This is a genomic window from Streptomyces thermocarboxydovorans (assembly GCF_039524635.1).
Classification (GTDB): domain Bacteria; phylum Actinomycetota; class Actinomycetes; order Streptomycetales; family Streptomycetaceae; genus Streptomyces; species Streptomyces thermocarboxydovorans.
Map to the genome: position 1 here is coordinate 73,081 of NZ_BAAAGU010000024.1, position 15,784 is coordinate 88,864.

The 15,784-nt window shown below is 70.5% G+C and carries 15 protein-coding genes; all 15 read right to left on the reverse strand.

Annotated features, from left to right (window positions below; translation table 11 throughout):
* Window positions 1-84 precede the first annotated feature (84 nt).
* A complete protein-coding gene (locus tag ABD198_RS13475; protein ID WP_344000736.1) occupies window positions 85-900 on the reverse strand; it encodes a F0F1 ATP synthase subunit delta in 816 nt (271 codons plus the stop codon).
* On the reverse strand, window positions 897-1,445 hold the full coding sequence (locus ABD198_RS13480) for a F0F1 ATP synthase subunit B (protein WP_344000738.1): 549 nt from the start codon (window positions 1,443-1,445) through the stop codon (window positions 897-899). The genes ABD198_RS13475 and ABD198_RS13480 overlap by 4 nt, the downstream gene beginning before the upstream one ends.
* Before the next feature lie 41 nt (window positions 1,446-1,486).
* A complete protein-coding gene (gene atpE, locus ABD198_RS13485; protein WP_013000660.1) occupies window positions 1,487-1,720 on the reverse strand; it encodes an ATP synthase F0 subunit C in 234 nt (77 codons plus the stop codon).
* A 79-nt stretch (window positions 1,721-1,799) separates the two neighbouring features.
* On the reverse strand, window positions 1,800-2,618 hold the full coding sequence (gene atpB, locus ABD198_RS13490; RefSeq protein ID WP_486388889.1) for a F0F1 ATP synthase subunit A: 819 nt from the start codon (window positions 2,616-2,618) through the stop codon (window positions 1,800-1,802).
* Between the two features lie 225 nt (window positions 2,619-2,843).
* Window positions 2,844-3,281 carry a Cg1360 family ATP-synthase-associated protein gene (locus ABD198_RS13495; protein ID WP_344000741.1) on the reverse strand — a complete coding sequence of 146 codons (438 nt, stop codon included), beginning with the start codon at window positions 3,279-3,281 and terminating at the stop codon, window positions 2,844-2,846.
* A gap of 381 nt (window positions 3,282-3,662) precedes the next feature.
* Window positions 3,663-5,015, reverse strand: coding sequence for an MraY family glycosyltransferase (locus ABD198_RS13500; RefSeq protein WP_344000744.1), 1,353 nt, complete (start codon window positions 5,013-5,015; stop codon window positions 3,663-3,665).
* A 132-nt stretch (window positions 5,016-5,147) separates the two neighbouring features.
* Window positions 5,148-6,377: a serine hydroxymethyltransferase gene (locus ABD198_RS13505; RefSeq protein ID WP_344000770.1), complete on the reverse strand. Its 1,230-nt coding sequence runs from the start codon at window positions 6,375-6,377 to the stop codon at window positions 5,148-5,150.
* A 123-nt stretch (window positions 6,378-6,500) separates the two neighbouring features.
* Complete coding sequence (locus tag ABD198_RS13510; protein WP_344000746.1) at window positions 6,501-7,178, reverse strand: arsenate reductase/protein-tyrosine-phosphatase family protein; 678 nt, start codon at window positions 7,176-7,178, stop codon at window positions 6,501-6,503.
* Complete coding sequence (locus ABD198_RS13515) at window positions 7,175-7,822, reverse strand: L-threonylcarbamoyladenylate synthase (RefSeq protein WP_344000748.1); 648 nt, start codon at window positions 7,820-7,822, stop codon at window positions 7,175-7,177. The genes ABD198_RS13510 and ABD198_RS13515 overlap by 4 nt, the downstream gene beginning before the upstream one ends.
* Before the next feature lie 206 nt (window positions 7,823-8,028).
* Window positions 8,029-8,874: a peptide chain release factor N(5)-glutamine methyltransferase gene (gene prmC, locus ABD198_RS13520; protein WP_167997667.1), complete on the reverse strand. Its 846-nt coding sequence runs from the start codon at window positions 8,872-8,874 to the stop codon at window positions 8,029-8,031.
* Window positions 8,875-8,900: 26 nt separating this feature from the next.
* Window positions 8,901-9,968: a peptide chain release factor 1 gene (prfA, locus tag ABD198_RS13525; protein ID WP_344000751.1), complete on the reverse strand. Its 1,068-nt coding sequence runs from the start codon at window positions 9,966-9,968 to the stop codon at window positions 8,901-8,903.
* Window positions 9,969-10,071: 103 nt separating this feature from the next.
* Window positions 10,072-10,293 carry a 50S ribosomal protein L31 gene (rpmE, locus tag ABD198_RS13530; RefSeq protein ID WP_030740744.1) on the reverse strand — a complete coding sequence of 74 codons (222 nt, stop codon included), beginning with the start codon at window positions 10,291-10,293 and terminating at the stop codon, window positions 10,072-10,074.
* A gap of 193 nt (window positions 10,294-10,486) precedes the next feature.
* Window positions 10,487-11,626 (reverse strand): LCP family protein, encoded by a 1,140-nt coding sequence (locus ABD198_RS13535; RefSeq protein WP_344000754.1) that lies wholly within the window; start codon window positions 11,624-11,626, stop codon window positions 10,487-10,489.
* A gap of 368 nt (window positions 11,627-11,994) precedes the next feature.
* A complete protein-coding gene (gene rho / locus ABD198_RS13540; RefSeq protein WP_344000756.1) occupies window positions 11,995-14,040 on the reverse strand; it encodes a transcription termination factor Rho in 2,046 nt (681 codons plus the stop codon).
* Window positions 14,041-14,452: 412 nt separating this feature from the next.
* Window positions 14,453-15,370 carry a homoserine kinase gene (thrB, locus tag ABD198_RS13545; RefSeq protein WP_344000758.1) on the reverse strand — a complete coding sequence of 306 codons (918 nt, stop codon included), beginning with the start codon at window positions 15,368-15,370 and terminating at the stop codon, window positions 14,453-14,455.
* Window positions 15,371-15,784: the final 414 nt, after the last annotated feature.

Consider the following 15,784-nt stretch of genomic DNA (forward strand, 5'->3'; position numbering starts at 1 on the left):
ACTCCCCCCAACAGGAGGTGAATCCTCTGCACGGCCCAACCAGGGCCGTAGGTACGTACTGCGTTCGTTGCTATGAAATTGCTGCTAGCCGGCCAGGCGGCGGCTCGCGTCTTCCAGCCGGTCCGCGATGGAGCCGTTGATGACCTCGTCGCCGATCTGCACCCGGATCCCGCCGATGACCGAGGGGTCCACGTCGAGGTTGAGGTGCATCTGGCGGCCGTAGAGCTTCGCCAGGGCGGCGCCCAGGCGCTGCTTCTGCTGGTCGCTCAGCGGCACCGCGGAGGTGACCACGGCCACCATGCGGTTGCGGCGGTCGGCGGCGAGCTTGGACAGGGACTCCAGTCCCGACTCCAGGCTACGTCCCCGCGGCGCGGTCACAAGACGCGTCACCAGTCGCTGGGTGACCGCATCGGCCCGGCCGCCGAGCAGGCTGCGCAGCAGCTCGGCCTTGGCGGACGTGGTGGCCTTGCGGTCGGTCAGCGCGGCGCGCAGCTCGGTGCTGCCGGAGACGATCCGGCCGAACCGGAACAGCTCGTCCTCGACGCTGTCGAGCGTGCCCGCCCGCTGGGCGGCGGTGAGGTCGGCGAGGTCGGCCAGCTGCTCCAGCGCGTCCACCAGGTCGCGGGACTGCGACCAGCGGGAACGCACCATGCCGGCCACCAGGTCCACGGCCTCGCCGCTGACCCGCGAGCCGAGCAGGCGCTGGGCCAGCTCCGCCTTGGCCTCTCCGTCCTGCGCCGGGTCGGTGAGGACCCGACGCAGCGACACCTCGCGGTCGAGCAGCGCGGTGACGGCGGCCAGCTCGTCGGCGAGCGTCGCGGCGTCGACGGTCGTGCTGTCCGTCAGCGCGTCGAGACGCTCACGGGCGGCTGCCAGGGCCTCGCGGCTCGCTCCGTTCATCGTGCGGCCTCAGCCTTCTGGTCGAGCTCGTCCAGGAAGCGGTCGATCACGCGGCTCTGCCGGGCGTGGTCCTCGAGGGACTCGCCGACGAGCTTGCCGGCCAGGTCGGTGGCGAGCTTGCCGACGTCCTGACGCAGCGCGGACGCGGCGGCCTTGCGGTCGGCCTCGATCTGGGCGTGACCGGCGGCGATGATCTCCTCGCGCTGCCGCTGGCCCTCCGCACGCATCTCGGCGATGAGCGCGGCACCCTGCTCCTGCGCCTCCTGGCGCAGACGCGCGGCCTCGTGCCGGGCCTCGGCGAGCTGTGCCTTGTACTGCTCAAGGACGCTCTGGGCCTCGACCTTCATGGCCTCGGCCTCTTCGATACCGCCTTCGATCGCCGCCCGGCGCTCCTCCAGAACCTTGTTGATGTTCGGGAGCAGCTTCTTCCAGAAGAAGAAGAACACGATGGCGAAGGCGATGGTGCCGACGAGCAGCTCGGGGCCCGGAGGAATGAGCGGGTTCTGCTCCTCCTCGGCCGCCAGCTGTACCAGGTTGGCGATCACATCAGTGCCTTTCGTCGAAAGGTTTGGCTCGTCGGCGTTCGTCAGTTGTAGACGAACGGCATGACGATGCCGATGAGGGCGAGCGCCTCACAGAAGGCGAAGCCGAGGATCTGGTTGGCACGGATCAGGCCGGCGGCCTCGGGCTGGCGGGCGAGCGCCTGGGTGCCGTTACCGAAGATGATGCCGACGCCGACACCGGGGCCGATGGCGGCGAGGCCGTAGCCGACGGAACCGATGTTGCCTTCGAGGGCGGCGAGGGTCTCCATGGCAGCCATGCTGATTCTTCCTTCTCTTTCTCGGACCGGCGGGGGTTGGCCACCGGACGTTCTTGGGGGCTTGTGGTGCGGGGGAGGCTCAGTGGTGCTCGGCGAGCGCGCCCTGGATGTACGAGCAGGCCAGCAGCACGAAGACGTACGCCTGGACGGCCTGGACGAAAAGTTCGAACACGATCATGACCATGGTCATGACGAAGGAGACGCCGGCCGCCGGGATCATCCAGCTGTTCAGCAGGTACCAGGAGGCGACCGTGAACATCACCAGCATGAGGTGGCCGGCGAACATGTTGGCGAACAGTCGCACGGCGTGGGTGAACGGCCGGACCAGGAGGTTCGAGAAGAACTCGATAACCATGACCAGCGGCAGCACCGCGCCCAGCGACTTGTCGTAGCCGGTCACGTTCTTGAAGAAGCCGACGAAGCCGTGCCGCTTGAAGGTCAGCCCCACCCAGACCAGCCAGACGATCGCGGCGAGCACCATCGGGTAGGCGATGATCGACGACACCGGAAACTGGGCCAGCGGGACCACGGACCAGATGTTCATGACCCAGATGAAGAAGAACAGCGAGACCATGAAGGGGACGTACTTCTCGCCCTCCTTCTTGCCGAGCGTCTCGTAGACGATGCCGCGGCGGACGAAGTCGTATCCGGCCTCACCGATCATCTGCAGCTTGCCCGGCACCACCTTCGCCTTGCCGAACGCCGCGTAGAAGAAGCTGACGACGACGACGGTGGTGATGAGGGCGAGCAGCATCACCTTGTTGAACTCGATCCCACCGACAGTGGCGATCGGCTTGAAGAGGAACGAGTGCAGGCCCGGAGCCGGAAAGCCACACCCGTTGTCGGACATGATCCGACAGCTCCAGTCAAAGGCGAGCTGGGTCTGGTCAGCACTCACCGCGGGCTCCTTCGGCGTGACGCATAGGTACGGCAACCTCGTTGTGTCGGCGCGGCGCGCAGCCGCGGATCGGCACCGGACAGGTGTTACGGATGTGGGGGCGGCTGGGGGGCAACAAGCCTCGCGATGTAGCAGGCGTCAGCTCGGATGCCCGCGCCCGCGATGCCGCAGTTGGCACCGGACGATAGCAGGATCTCTCACGCGTCTTTATCCCGGGCCTACCTCTCACGACGAGGGCCCCGGCTTGTCGGGCTTCCCGCCCGTCGTCGACTCGGGCTCGACGTAGAGGATCTTGGTTTTCATATGGGCGCGCGTCTGTGCGGCGATCCACACCAGAGTGCCGCCGACCAGCGTGAACGCAAATGCCTTGGCGTTGAACAGCGTGGTGTCCTTGAACGCCGTGAGGAAGATGAACAGCAGCAGGATCTGCGCCGCGTAGAGCATCAGGCCCATCATCTGGAACAGGTGCGGAAGCGTTCTGGCGGTGCGCTGCAGGACGTAGAGGCCGATCCCCATGAAGAGGATGACCACCACGGTCGCGACGAGCGCTCCGATCGCCCCCTTGCCTCCGGCCACCACCGCGCTGACAACGACGCCGACAGCGCCGGCGGCGGCCGTGGGCACGGCGGCCTGGGCCAGATTCCGGACGTCGTTGGACAGCATGGCGGCAACTCCGCTTTTCACAGGGGGCAGGGGTGTCGTCATGGACGAGCGTAAACCCCTGGGCCAAGTGTGAAGTTCTCACACCATCGGACCGTCGCACTACGGCCCTTCGGCTCTCCGCGGGGTTCTCGTGAACGGTATCACAAACTATTTGATGCAGTCTTTACCCGAGAGGTGTGCCCACTCTCACACATGAGGGTGAACACGCGCGCGTGAGCGAGAAGCGGGGCGAGTTGTCTGATATTGGGGGTTCGCACCCCCAAAGCAGACCCATCACACCCCCACGAGTTGGCAATGCTCTAGGCGGATTCTTACCTTGACCGTGACCAGCCCCCGGAGGTGACGGTGCCTCACCCCTGGCCGGGGGCGTGATCGGTCCACCTAGCGCGAGCTGCTCGCCCTGCGGCGGTCGGCCAAGCGTGCGCGGGGTCCGACGGCGGTGGCGCCGTTGACGCCGGAGACGCCGGCGGCGACCGGAGTGCGGGTGCCCTGCTGCTCCGCCGCATCGGCCGGCCCGGCCTCCGCCGGGGCCGGTGCCTGCCGGGAGGCGCGGGCGGCGCTGCGGCGGGCCCGGCGGTAGCGGGGCGGCACGAACGCCTCCATCCAGCGCGGGGTGCGCGGAGTGAAGCGGGGCAGCAGGAGCAGAACCAGCCCGATCGCGCTGAGGAAGACCACCCCCAGGACGATCCACATGGACGCCGAGTTGACCGAGTAGGCCAGCGCGCCGAAGGCGATCAGCGCCGACCAGAAGTACATGATCAGCACCGCCCGGCTGTGCGAGTGGCCGATCTCCAGCAGCCGGTGGTGCAGATGCCCCCGGTCCGCCGCGAACGGCGACTGGCCGCGCCAGGTGCGCCGCACGATCGCCAGGATCAGGTCCGCCATGGGCAGGGCGATGATCGTCAGCGGCATGATCAGCGGGATGAAGACCGGCACCATCGCATGGGTCGCCTCCCGCGTGCCGCCCAGGTCGACATTGAGCGCCTCGACGTCCAGCTGGCCGGTGACCGACACGGCGCTGGCCGCCAGGACGAGGCCGATCAGCATCGAGCCGGAGTCCCCCATGAAGATCCGGGCCGGGTGCAGATTGTGCGGCAGGAAGCCGAGGCACATGCCGATCAGCAGCGCGGAGAACAGGGTGGCGGGGGCTGCGGCCTCGGCGCCGTAGCCGTACCAGATCCGGTAGCTGTAGAGGAAGAACGCGGTGGCCGCGATGCACACCATGCCCGCGGCGAGACCGTCGAGTCCGTCGACGAAGTTCACCGCGTTGATGGTGATGACGACCAGCGCCACGGTGAGCAGATTGCCCTGCCACGGGGTGACGGCGACCGTGCCGACGCCGGGGATGGGCAGCCACAGGATCGTCAGGCCCTGCAGGATCATGACGCCGGCGGCGATCACCTGGGCACCCAGCTTGATCAGGGCGTCGATCTCGAACTTGTCGTCCAGGACGCCGAGCAGCCAGATCAGCGCCGCCCCCGACAGCAGGGCGCGGGCCTCGTTGGAGTCCTCGAACACCTGGTTCAGGTTGGTCAGGTGACTGGCCACCAGCAGGCCCGCGCACAGCCCGAAGAACATCGCGATCCCGCCGAGCCGCGGGGTGGGCTCCCGGTGCACGTCACGCGCGCGGATCTCCGGCATCGCCCCGGCCACGATCGCGAACTTGCGTACCGGGCCGGTCAGCAGGTACGTCACCGCGGCCGTGATGCAGAGCGTCAGCAGGTATTCACGCACGGGCTTTCCTAGGAGTCACTGGTGTGTCAGCACCACACCTTAGCCCTCGCGGCTGTCCACGGGTCCTGCCCGCCCTGTGGCCGGAGACGGACCGTTACATCACCCGTACAGTCACGTCGGCGCCCCGTACGGTCATGGCGGGAAGGCGCCGGCCAGGTCCCGCACCTGCTCCCGCACCCTGGGCGCACTGGCCTCGTCCCGCAGTGCCCGGCCGATGAACGCCGCGATCCGGATCATCTCCGCCTCCCCCATGCCCTGGGTGGTGACCGCGGCCGTGCCGAGGCGCAGTCCGCGCAGGTCTGCGTGGGGAAGGGCACAGCTGTCCATGACCAGGCCGGCCGCCGCGAGCCGGCCACGGGCGGTGCGGCCGTCGACGCCGAGCGGGGCCGGGTCGGCGGTGATCAGGTGGGTGTCCGTGCCGCCGGTGGTGACGACCAGGCCCTCGGCGGCCAGCGCCGCGGCCAGCGCCTTGGCGTTGGCGACCACCTGGTGTGTGTACGCGGCGAAGGCCGGGGTGGCTGCCTCGCCGAAGGCCACGGCCTTGGCGGCGATGGTGTGCATCTGGGCGCCGCCCTGGGTGAAGGGGAACACGGCCCGGTCGACCCGCTCGGCCAGCTCGCCGCCGCACAGGATCATGCCGCCGCGCGGGCCGCGGAGCACCTTGTGCGTGGTCGCGCACACGATGTCCGCGTACGGCACGGGGCTGGGCGCCGCTCCCCCGGCGACCAGCCCGATGGGGTGCGCGGCGTCGGCGATGAGATGGGCGCCCACCTCGTCGGCCACCTCGCGGAAGAAGGCGTAGTCGATGTGCCGGGGGTAGGAGATGGAGCCGCAGACGATGGCCTTGGGGCGGCGGGTGCGGGCCAGGGTGCGCACCTGGTCGCGGTCGATGAGCCCGGACTCGGCGTCGACGCCGTAGCCGACGAAGTCGAACCAGCGGCCCGAGAAGTTCGCGGGCGAGCCGTGCGTGAGGTGGCCGCCGTGGGGCAGGCCGAGGGCGAGCACGGTGTCCCCGGGGCGCAGCAGCGCCGCATAGGCGGCCAGCACGGCCGACGAACCGGAGTGCGCCTGCACATTGGCGTGCTCGGCGCCGAACAGCGTCTTGGCCCGCTCGACGGCCAGCCGCTCGGCGACGTCGACGATCTCGCAGCCCCCGTGGTGCCGGGCGCCGGGGTACCCCTCGGCGTACTTGTTGGCCAGCGGCGACCCGAGGGCGGCCAGCACGGCCGGCGAGGTGAAGTTCTCGGCAGCGATCAGCTGCAGCGTGCTCGCCTGCCGCTCGCGCTCCCCCAGCAGCAGGTCGGCGAGCTCGGGATCCTGCCGCCGCAGCACATCGCCCTCGAGGGCATGGGTGACCGTCATGACGAACTCCCGGGCGTCGACGCTGACGTAGGACCAATGTAGGCCCGGCAGTACGCCCGCGCCCGAGTTGTTGCACCACGGCCCCTGCGGCACGCCCGTGAGGCCGCCGCGGCCGGCTGGCGGCTAGGTGTGCGCCGGCACCCCGGTCAGCGCCGTCACCACCGGGTCCAGGGCCTGGTGGATCTCGTCGCCGATGGAGCGGAAGAAGGTCAGGGGGGCGCCGTACGGGTCGTGGACCTCGTCGGCCTCCGCGGTGGGGGCCAGGAGCCACCCGCGCAGCGCGGCCGCGGCGCGGACCAGGGCGCGGGCGCGCATCACCAGGCCGTCCTCCAGCGGGGGCAGCGTCGCCGGGTCGATGGCGTTCACCAGGCGGGTGAACTCCTTCAGGGTGAAGGTGCGCAGGCCCGCCGAGTGGCCCATCGAGATCACCTGCGCCCGGTGGTCCCGCGTGGCCGTGAGCACCAGGTCCGCCCGGATGACGTGCTCGTCCAGCAGCTCGCGGCCCTTGAAGCCGGAGGCGTCCGCCCCGTACTCGGCCAGCACCGTCTCCGCGTGGGACTCCATGGGCGCGCCCTCGTGGCCCCAGGTGCCCGCGCTCTCCACGATCAGCCCGCCGCCCAGCACGCCCAGCCGCTGCTGCACGAAATGCCGGGTCAGCCGCTCGGTGATCGGCGAGCGGCAGACGTTGCCGGTGCTGACGTGGAGGATGCGGAAGGTGTCGCGCGGGAAGCCGAACGTCGTCGTCTGCTCCGCGCTGCTCTCCCCGTTGCCTATGCCACGCCCCGCGTCAGGGGCCGTCAATTCGCCACCTCGAGGTCGGGTACCACCTTGCGCAGCTGCTCCGGCGAGAGCGCTCCCTCGCGCAGCAGGACCGGCACGGAACGGGTGACGTCGACGATGGACGAGGGGACGTTGCCCGGGGTCGGGCCGCCGTCGAGGTAGACGGAGACCGAGTCGCCGAGCATCTCCTGCGCGGCGTCGCAGTTCTCCGGCGCCGGGTGCCCGGTGAGGTTGGCGGAGGAGACGGCCATGGGGCCGACCTCGGTCAGCAGCTCGATGGCGACCGGGTGCAGCGGCATCCGCACCGCGACCGTGCCGCGCGCGTCGCCGAGGTCCCACTGCAGCGACGGCTGGTGCTTGGCGACCAGCGTCAGAGCGCCCGGCCAGAACGCGTCGACCAGCTCCCAGGCCAGCTCGGAAAAGTCGGTGACCAGGCCGTGCAGGGTGTTCGGGGAGCCGATCAGGACGGGCGTGGGCATGTTGCGGCCCCGGCCCTTCGCGGCCAGCAGGTCGGCCACGGCGTCCGGGGAGAACGCGTCCGCGCCGATGCCGTACACGGTGTCCGTGGGCAGCACCACGAGCTCGCCGCGGCGGACGGCGGAGGCGGCCTCGCGCAGACCGGTCGCGCGGTCGGTCGCGTCGTTGGTGTCGTAACGCCGAGCCATTTAACGGGCCTCCTCGTACACGTGCTGCTGACGGAAAGACGTAAGCCGGGCCCGGCCGGGCTGCCCGGGCTGCCGCGCCTGTGGGGTCTGTGGGGTCTGCCCGGCCTGCCGGGTCTGCCGGGTCTGCCCGGCTTGCCGGGTCTGCCGGGTCTGCCGGGTCTGCGGGGTCTGCGGGGTCTGCGGGGTCTGCCGCGTCGGCCGGGCGGTCACGGCAGCGCCTTGCGGGCGGTGGCGAACCGCGGGCGGTTGTTCAGGTCCGGGTGGTCGGCAGCGTCGGTCCAGCCGCGGTCCTCCGCGAAGATCCACGGCACCTGGCCGCCCTGGGTGTCGGCGTGCTCCACCACGACCACCCCGCCGGGACGCAGCAGCCGGTGCGCGGTGCGCTCCAGGCCGCGGATCAGGTCCAGGCCGTCCTCGCCGGAGAACAGCGCCATGCCGGGGTCGTAGTCGCGCGCCTCGGGGGCGACGTACTCCCACTCCGACAGCGGGATGTACGGCGGATTGGAGATGACCAGGTCGACCTGCCCGTCGAGGTCGGGGAAGGCCGTCAGGGCGTCGCCCTGGCGCAGCTCGACCCGGGACCCCTCCATGTTCTTGCGGGTCCACACCAGCGCTTCCTCGGACAGCTCCACCGCGTACACGCGCGAGCGCGGCACCTCCTGGGCCAGCGCGAGCGCTATGGCGCCCGAGCCGGTGCACAGGTCGACGATGCACGGCTCGACGACGTCCATGGCGCGCACCGCGTCTATGGCCCAGCCGACCACCGACTCGGTCTCCGGACGCGGCACGAACACCCCGGGCCCGACCTGCAGCTCCAGGTAGCGGAAGTAGGCGCGCCCGGTGATGTGCTGCAGCGGTTCGCGGGCCTCCCGGCGTGCGACGACCTCCCAGTACCGGGCGTCGAAGTCGGAGTCCTTCACGTTGTGCAGCTCGCCGCGCTTGACGCCGTGCACGAACGCGGCGAGCTCCTCCGCGTCGGTGCGCGGCGAGGGCACGCCGGCGTCGGCGAGCCGCTGGGTGGCCTGGGCCACCTCGGCGAGCAGCAGATTCACGTGGTCCTCCGGGCTGTCTACGTAAGTTACGCGGCCGCGAGCTTGGCGGCCGAGTCGGCGTCGACGCAGGCCTGGATCACCGCGTCGAGGTCGCCGTCCAGCACCTGGTCCAGGTTGTACGCCTTGAAGCCGATCCGGTGGTCCGAGATGCGGTTCTCCGGGAAGTTGTAGGTGCGGATCTTCTCGGAGCGGTCGACGGTGCGGACCTGGCTGCGGCGGGCGTCGGCGGCCTCCCGCTCCGCCTCCTCCTGCGCCATGGCGAGCAGCCTGGAGCGCAGGATACGCAGGGCCTGCTCCTTGTTCTGCAGCTGGCTCTTCTCGTTCTGGCAGGAGGCGACGACGCCGGTCGGGATGTGCGTGATGCGCACCGCGGAGTCGGTGGTGTTGACGGACTGGCCGCCGGGGCCGGAGGACCGGTAGACGTCGATGCGCAGATCGTTGGGGTTGATCTCCACGTCGACCTCCTCCGCCTCGGGCGTGACCAGCACACCGGCGGCGGAGGTGTGGATGCGGCCCTGCGACTCGGTGGCCGGGACGCGCTGCACGCGGTGCACGCCGCCCTCGTACTTCAGCCGGGCCCATACGCCCTGGCCGGGCTCGACCGGACCGCGGGCCTTCACGGCGACCTGGACGTCCTTGTAGCCGCCCAGCTCGGACTCGGTGGCGTCGATGATCTCGGTCTTCCAGCCGACCCGCTCGGCGTAGCGCAGGTACATGCGCAGCAGGTCACCGGCGAACAGCGCGGACTCGTCGCCGCCCGCACCCGCCTTGATCTCCAGGATGACGTCCTTGTCGTCGCTCGGGTCGCGCGGGATCAGCAGCAGCCGCAGCTTCTCGGTGAGCTCCTCGCGCTGCTGCTCCAGCTCCTTGACCTCGGCGGCGAAGTCCGGGTCGTCGGCGGCCAGTTCGCGTGCGGCCTCGATGTCGTCGCCGGTCTGCTTCCAGGAGCGGTACGTGGCGACGATCGGGGTGAGTTCGGCGTAGCGCTTGTTCAGCCTGCGCGCGCCTGCCTGGTCGGCGTGGACCGACGGGTCGGCGAGCTTCTTCTCCAGGTCGGCGTGCTCGGCGACGAGTTCCTCGACGGCCTCGAACATCTTGGGCTCCTGCGGTGACGGGGGTGAAGGGCGGGCGACCAAAAACGCCGGTCCCGGGCGCACCCCCGTGGGGCGCGACCGTGGACCGGCGAATAGGGGCTCGCTACTTCTTGGAGCCGGCGGCCTTGCCGAAGCGGGCCTCGAAGCGGGCCACACGGCCACCGGTGTCGAGGATCTTCTGCTTGCCCGTGTAGAACGGGTGGCACTCGGAGCAGACCTCGGCCCGGATGGTGCCGGACTCGATGGTGCTGCGGGTGGTGAACGACGCGCCGCAGGTGCAGCTGACCTGCGTCTCGACGTACGCGGGGTGGATGTCGCGCTTCAAGGTGTCTCCTAGGTTTCGGGAGGGCGCCGGGTCGCCGCCGCGGGATGCGGGGGCGTGAACCGGAGCCGACGTACCAGTCTGCCAGGACTGGGCCCATCCCCCAAAACCGGGGGCTGCCTCCATCTATTCCGCGCGGTCCGCGCCCGGCCCGCCGGGGCTGTTCCGTAAGGGCGGGGCCGGCACCCGGCACCCGTCACGGGGCGCTGACCACGTCCTTCGCCTCACCGGTGGCCGACTCCTCGGTGGCCGCCTCGGGGATCGGCTTGTCCTGCTTCAGGGCCTTCCACACCAGGTCGGCCTTCCGCTTCTGCAGCAGGACCCGGTTGGGGTTGTCCGGGTCGTAGGCGACCGGCATGGTGACCATCTGCATGTTGCCGGGGCTGATGCCCTTCATGCCGTTCGCGAAGGACATCAGGGAGTTGACCGAGCCCAGGCCGGAGTCGGTGGTGACGGTCTTGGTGGCGGTGTCGGCGAGGTCGTAGAGCTTCTTCGGGTTGGTGAACAGGCCGATCTCCCGGACCTGCTTGACCAGCGCCTTGATGAACGCCTGCTGGAGCTGGATGCGGCCCAGGTCGGAGCCGTCGCCGACGCCGTGGCGGGTGCGGACCAGGCCGAGGGCCTGCTCGCCGTCGAGCCGGTGAGTGCCGGCCGGCAGGTTCAGGTGGCTCTCGGGGTCCTTGATGTCCTTGCTGGTGGTGACCTCGACCCCGCCGAGCTTGTCGATGAGGTTCTGGAAGCCGGCGAAGTCGACCTCCAGGTAGTGATCCATGCGCAGGTCGGTCAGCTTCTCGACGGTCTTCACGGCGCAGGCGGCGCCGCCGGTGGCGTAGGCGGAGTTGAACATGGCGCTGCGCGCACCGGGGTGCTTGTTGCCGTCGGCGTCAGTGCACTCGGGGCGCTCCATCAGGGTGTCGCGCGGGATGGAAACGACGCCGGCCTTCTTGTGGCCCTCGTAGACGTGCACGATCATCGCCGTGTCGGAGCGGGCGGTGCCGTCGTCCGTGCCGCCGCCGAGCCCCTTGTTGCTGCCGGAGCGGGTGTCGGAGCCGAGGACCAGGATGTTCTCCGAGCCGTTGTCGATCTTCTCGGGCCGGTCGGTGCCGAGCGCCTGGTCGATGTCGACGCTGTTGATGTTGCCGTTGAGCTTGAAGTAGACGTACCCGATGCCGGTGCCGCCCAGCACCACGATGCCGGCGGCGGTCCAGGCCATCACCTTCATGCCCGAGAGCCGCTTGCCGCGCGGCTTGCGGCGGCGCCCCCTCCCCCTGGGGCGGGCGGCCGGTGTGCCGGACTCTCCCGCCGCGGCGGGGCCCGGTGTGCTCTCGGCAGACATGTGCTCCTCAGCTCTCGTCCGGTCGGATACCCCCTGCGCTCGATGCCAGACTTGGCCGGTTCAGGACCTGTACGGCACCTATCGTCGCGCTGTTCGGGTCAGACGGGGAAACCCGGCACAGGGTTGCACGCCCCTCTGTGCCCCTCCGGGACCCCGCCGAGCGTGCAGCGGGCGCCCTACGGGCGGCGAGGCCCCCGCTCACCTGCGCTTTCGGCGGCGCACGCCGCGCGGCTCGATCCGTCCGCCCCGAATGAGCCATGTGGCGAAGGTCTCGCCGCGGACACGAAGATCCAGGCCGGACAAGAGAGAGGGCCGCCCCTCGCTGGAAGGGCGGCCCTCACTTACTGAACGGTCAGTCGACCGGACCCTCAGTCGCCGTTGCCGGGGGTCGGGGTGTTCTTCTGGATCTGCATCAGGAACTCGACGTTCGACTTGGTCTGCTTCATCTTGTCGAGCAGCAGCTCGATCGCCTGCTGCTGGTCGAGCGCGTGCAGCACCCGGCGCAGCTTCCAGACGATGCCCAGCTCCTCGGCACCGAGCAGGATCTCCTCCTTGCGGGTGCCGGACGCGTCGACGTCCACCGCGGGGAAGATGCGCTTGTCGGCGAGCTTCCGGTCGAGCTTGAGCTCCATGTTGCCGGTGCCCTTGAACTCCTCGAAGATCACCTCGTCCATGCGGGACCCGGTGTCGACGAGCGCCGTCGCCAGGATGGTGAGCGAGCCACCGTCCTCGATGTTGCGCGCGGCACCGAAGAAGCGCTTCGGCGGGTACAGGGCGGTGGAGTCCACACCACCGGACAGGATGCGGCCCGAGGCGGGCGCGGCCAGGTTGTAGGCACGGCCCAGACGGGTGATGGAGTCGAGCAGCACGACCACGTCGTGACCCAGCTCCACCAGCCGCTTGGCGCGCTCGATGGCCAGCTCGGCGACCGTGGTGTGGTCCTCGGCCGGGCGGTCGAAGGTCGAGGAGATGACCTCGCCCTTGACCGACCGCTGCATGTCGGTGACCTCTTCCGGACGCTCGTCGACCAGGACGACCATCAGGTGGCACTCGGGGTTGTTGTGCGTGATCGCGTTGGCGACCGCCTGCATGATCATGGTCTTGCCGGTCTTCGGCGGGGCCACGATCAGACCGCGCTGGCCCTTGCCGATCGGCGAGACGAGGTCGATGATCCGCGTGGTCAGCACGCCCGGGTCGGTCTCCAGGCGGAGCCGGTCCTGCGGGTACAGCGGGGTGAGCTTGTTGAACTCCGGGCGGCCGCGGCCGTGTTCGGGGGCCATGCCGTTGACGGAGTCCAGGCGGACCAGCGCGTTGAACTTCTCGCGCCGCTCGCCCTCCTTCGGCTGGCGCACGGCGCCGGTGATGTGGTCGCCCTTGCGCAGGCCGTTCTTGCGGACCTGGGCGAGGGAGACGTACACGTCGTTCGGGCCGGGCAGATAGCCGGAGGTCCGGATGAAGGCGTAGTTGTCGAGGATGTCCAGGATGCCCGCGACCGGGATCAGGACGTCGTCCTCGGCGATCTGCGGCTCGGCGGCGTCGTCGCGGCCACGGCGTCCACGGCGGTCGCGGTAGCGTCCGCGCCGGCCGCGCCGGCCGCCGCCCTCCTCCTCGTAGCCGTCGTCCTGACGGCCGCCGCCCTGCTGGCTCTGCTGGCGGCCCTGGCCGCCCTGCTGGTCGTCGCCCTTGTTGCGGCGGTCGCGGTCCCGGCCGCGGTTGCGGTCGCGGTCGCGGTCGCGGTCGCGGCGGCGGCCCTCGCCGCCCTCGCCGTCGGACTTGGAGTCGGACTTGGCGTCGCCCTGGGCCGGCTGCTGGCCCTGCTGTCCTTGCTGCTGACCCTGCTGCTGGGCGGGGGTCTCGGCCTTCTGCTCGGTCTTGGCCTCGGCCGTGGTCGTCTCGGCGGCGGCCGGGGCGCCCGCCTCGGCGGTGGCCCTGCGGCGGCGCTCGGCGGGGGCCTCGGCCGGGGCCTCGGCGCCGGCGGGCTGCTCGGCGGAGGCGGAGGCCTTCGGGGAGGGCTGGCCCGGGATCTCGATCTGCTGCTGGGCCGCCGCCTGTTCGGCGGAAGCGGCCTCGGCCTTGGTGTCCGCCTTCTTCTCGGCGGTCTCACCCGTGCGGGCCTTGGAGGTGGCGCGGCGCTTGGGCTTGGTCTCGGCCGGCGCGTCGGTCTTCGCGGGGGCGCCGCCCGCGGCCTGCGCCTCCTTGATGACCTCGATCAGCTGGCTCTTGCGCATCCGCGCGGTGCCCCTGATGCCGAGGCCGGATGCGACCTGCTGCAGCTCGGCCAGCACCATGCCCTCGAGGCCGGTACCGCGCCGCCGCCGGGAGCCGGCACCGGATGCAGGCGCGGAGGCGTCCGTGGCGGGCGCTGCAGCGGTCTCGTCGACATGTGCGCCCATCAGATCGGTGGTGTCGCTCACGAAGGGTCCTTCCCTGGAGCGGACGTCGGCCTGTCTGGCTCGGCGACCGGTTGTGCTGTCCGGCTTCGGTCCTTGCTGTGTGGACCGTGCCGGGGCGGTGGTCCGCCTAAGCGGCGGAAGAGATATCTGGTGATGGCGCTACCTCGAGCCGTGGCACCCAGTGTCACGTGGCGTGGTCGCACCGGTTCCGGAGCGTGCCCGGCGGGCCGTTCAGTGTCCGCGTACGGCGTCATGCCCACAGGGGAGGCAGTGAACGATGCAGAGAACACAGTGCGGCTTGGGGGGCTCCCGGAAGAATGTCTGTCCCGGACGGGGACACGAGGCACCTCGCCATGGTGGGGTCGGGTGCAGACTTGAGGTTAACACTACTGGATCCAACAAACATTCCCCCTCTCGAATTCCGGCAACCGTGTCAGGTGGCGAGCGGAAGCACGCTCGCTCCCTGCAGGTCCAGGCTGAGCCGGTTGGCCGCCCAGTCGCCGCCGGCCAGTGCTTCGACCTTGTCGGCGGTGTCCGCGTCGGCCAGCGCCATGACCGTGGGTCCGGCGCCGGAGATCACCGCGGGGATGCCGTCCCCCCGCAGTCGCTCGACCAGGGCGGCGCTCTCCGGCATGGCGGGGGCGCGGTACTCCTGGTGGAGGCGGTCCTCGGTGGCGGGCAGCAGCAGCTCGGGGCGCCGGGTGAGGGCCTCGACGAGCAGGGCCGCACGGCCCGCGTTGGCGGCCGCGTCGACGTGCGGCACGGTGCGCGGCAGCAGTCCGCGCGCGGTTTCGGTGAGTACCGGCTTTCCGGGGACGAAAACCACCGGAACGATGGAATCGGCCGGGTCCATCCTGATGGCGCGGGCCGCGCCGCCGTCCATCCAGGACAGGGTGAATCCGCCGAGCAGGCAGGCCGCGACGTTGTCGGGGTGGCCCTCGATCTCGGTGGCGAGCTCGAGCAGCGCGGTGTCGTCGAGCCGTGCCTCGGCGCCTATGGTGACGGCGCGGGCGGCGACGATCCCGGCGCAGATGGCGGCCGAGGAGGAACCGAGGCCCCGGCCGTGCGGGATGCGGTTGGCGCAGACGATCTCCAGGCCGCGCGGCTGGCCTCCGAGCAGGTCGAAGGCGGTGCGCAGGGAGCGTACGAGCAGGTGGCTCTCGTCGCGCGGGAGGGTGTCGCTGCCCTCACCGGCGATGTCGATGTGCAGCCCGGAGTCGGCCACCCGGACGACCACGTCGTCGTACAAGCCCAGCGCGAGGCCGAGGGCGTCGAAGCCCGGGCCGAGGTTGGCGCTGGTGGCGGGGACGCGCACCCGGACGGCGGCGGCGCGGAACGCGGGACCGGCCATCTCTCGATGACTCTCCTTGAGCTGCGTGACTGTCGTGACGGTCGAATGGCAGGTGATGACATTCGATGACGTACCCGGACCCGCTGGGGCCGCGTTTCGGACCCCTGCTTGACGACGCGGAGACGACGCGGTGCCGCGGCATATGCGGCGGGCGGGTTCGGTACAGCCTATCGAAGGAAGGTTCAGTGGCGACATAGGGCGCACAGGAGGCGCACGATGCGTGTCGTAAGCCCCCTGTGCACCCTCTGAGGAGAACTTCCCCAGGTAAGCGCCGTCTTACGCCGGATCTGCCGACGCTTGTTCCCCGCCGTGCGGGGAGCTTGGGAGGAGCTGTACCAGGGCCTTTCGTTTGGATCAGCCTGCGGGAATCGCCGGCGCCTTGTCAGCACCGGTGAGCGGGGTCTGGTGCGTGCA

Excerpts from the sequence above, each read along its gene's own strand:
- ABD198_RS13475 (WP_344000736.1), bottom strand. The coding sequence starts at position 900 with ATGAACGGAGCGAGCCGCGAGGCCCTGGCAGCCGCCCGTGAGCGTCTC.
- atpE (WP_013000660.1), bottom strand. The coding sequence starts at position 1,720 with ATGGCTGCCATGGAGACCCTCGCCGCCCTCGAAGGCAACATCGGTTCC.
- ABD198_RS13495 (WP_344000741.1), bottom strand. The coding sequence starts at position 3,281 with ATGCTGTCCAACGACGTCCGGAATCTGGCCCAGGCCGCCGTGCCCACG.
- ABD198_RS13505 (WP_344000770.1), bottom strand. The coding sequence starts at position 6,377 with ATGACGGTCACCCATGCCCTCGAGGGCGATGTGCTGCGGCGGCAGGAT.
- ABD198_RS13515 (WP_344000748.1), bottom strand. The coding sequence starts at position 7,822 with ATGGCTCGGCGTTACGACACCAACGACGCGACCGACCGCGCGACCGGT.
- prfA (WP_344000751.1), bottom strand. The coding sequence starts at position 9,968 with ATGTTCGAGGCCGTCGAGGAACTCGTCGCCGAGCACGCCGACCTGGAG.
- ABD198_RS13535 (WP_344000754.1), bottom strand. The coding sequence starts at position 11,626 with ATGTCTGCCGAGAGCACACCGGGCCCCGCCGCGGCGGGAGAGTCCGGC.
- thrB (WP_344000758.1), bottom strand. The coding sequence starts at position 15,370 with ATGGCCGGTCCCGCGTTCCGCGCCGCCGCCGTCCGGGTGCGCGTCCCC.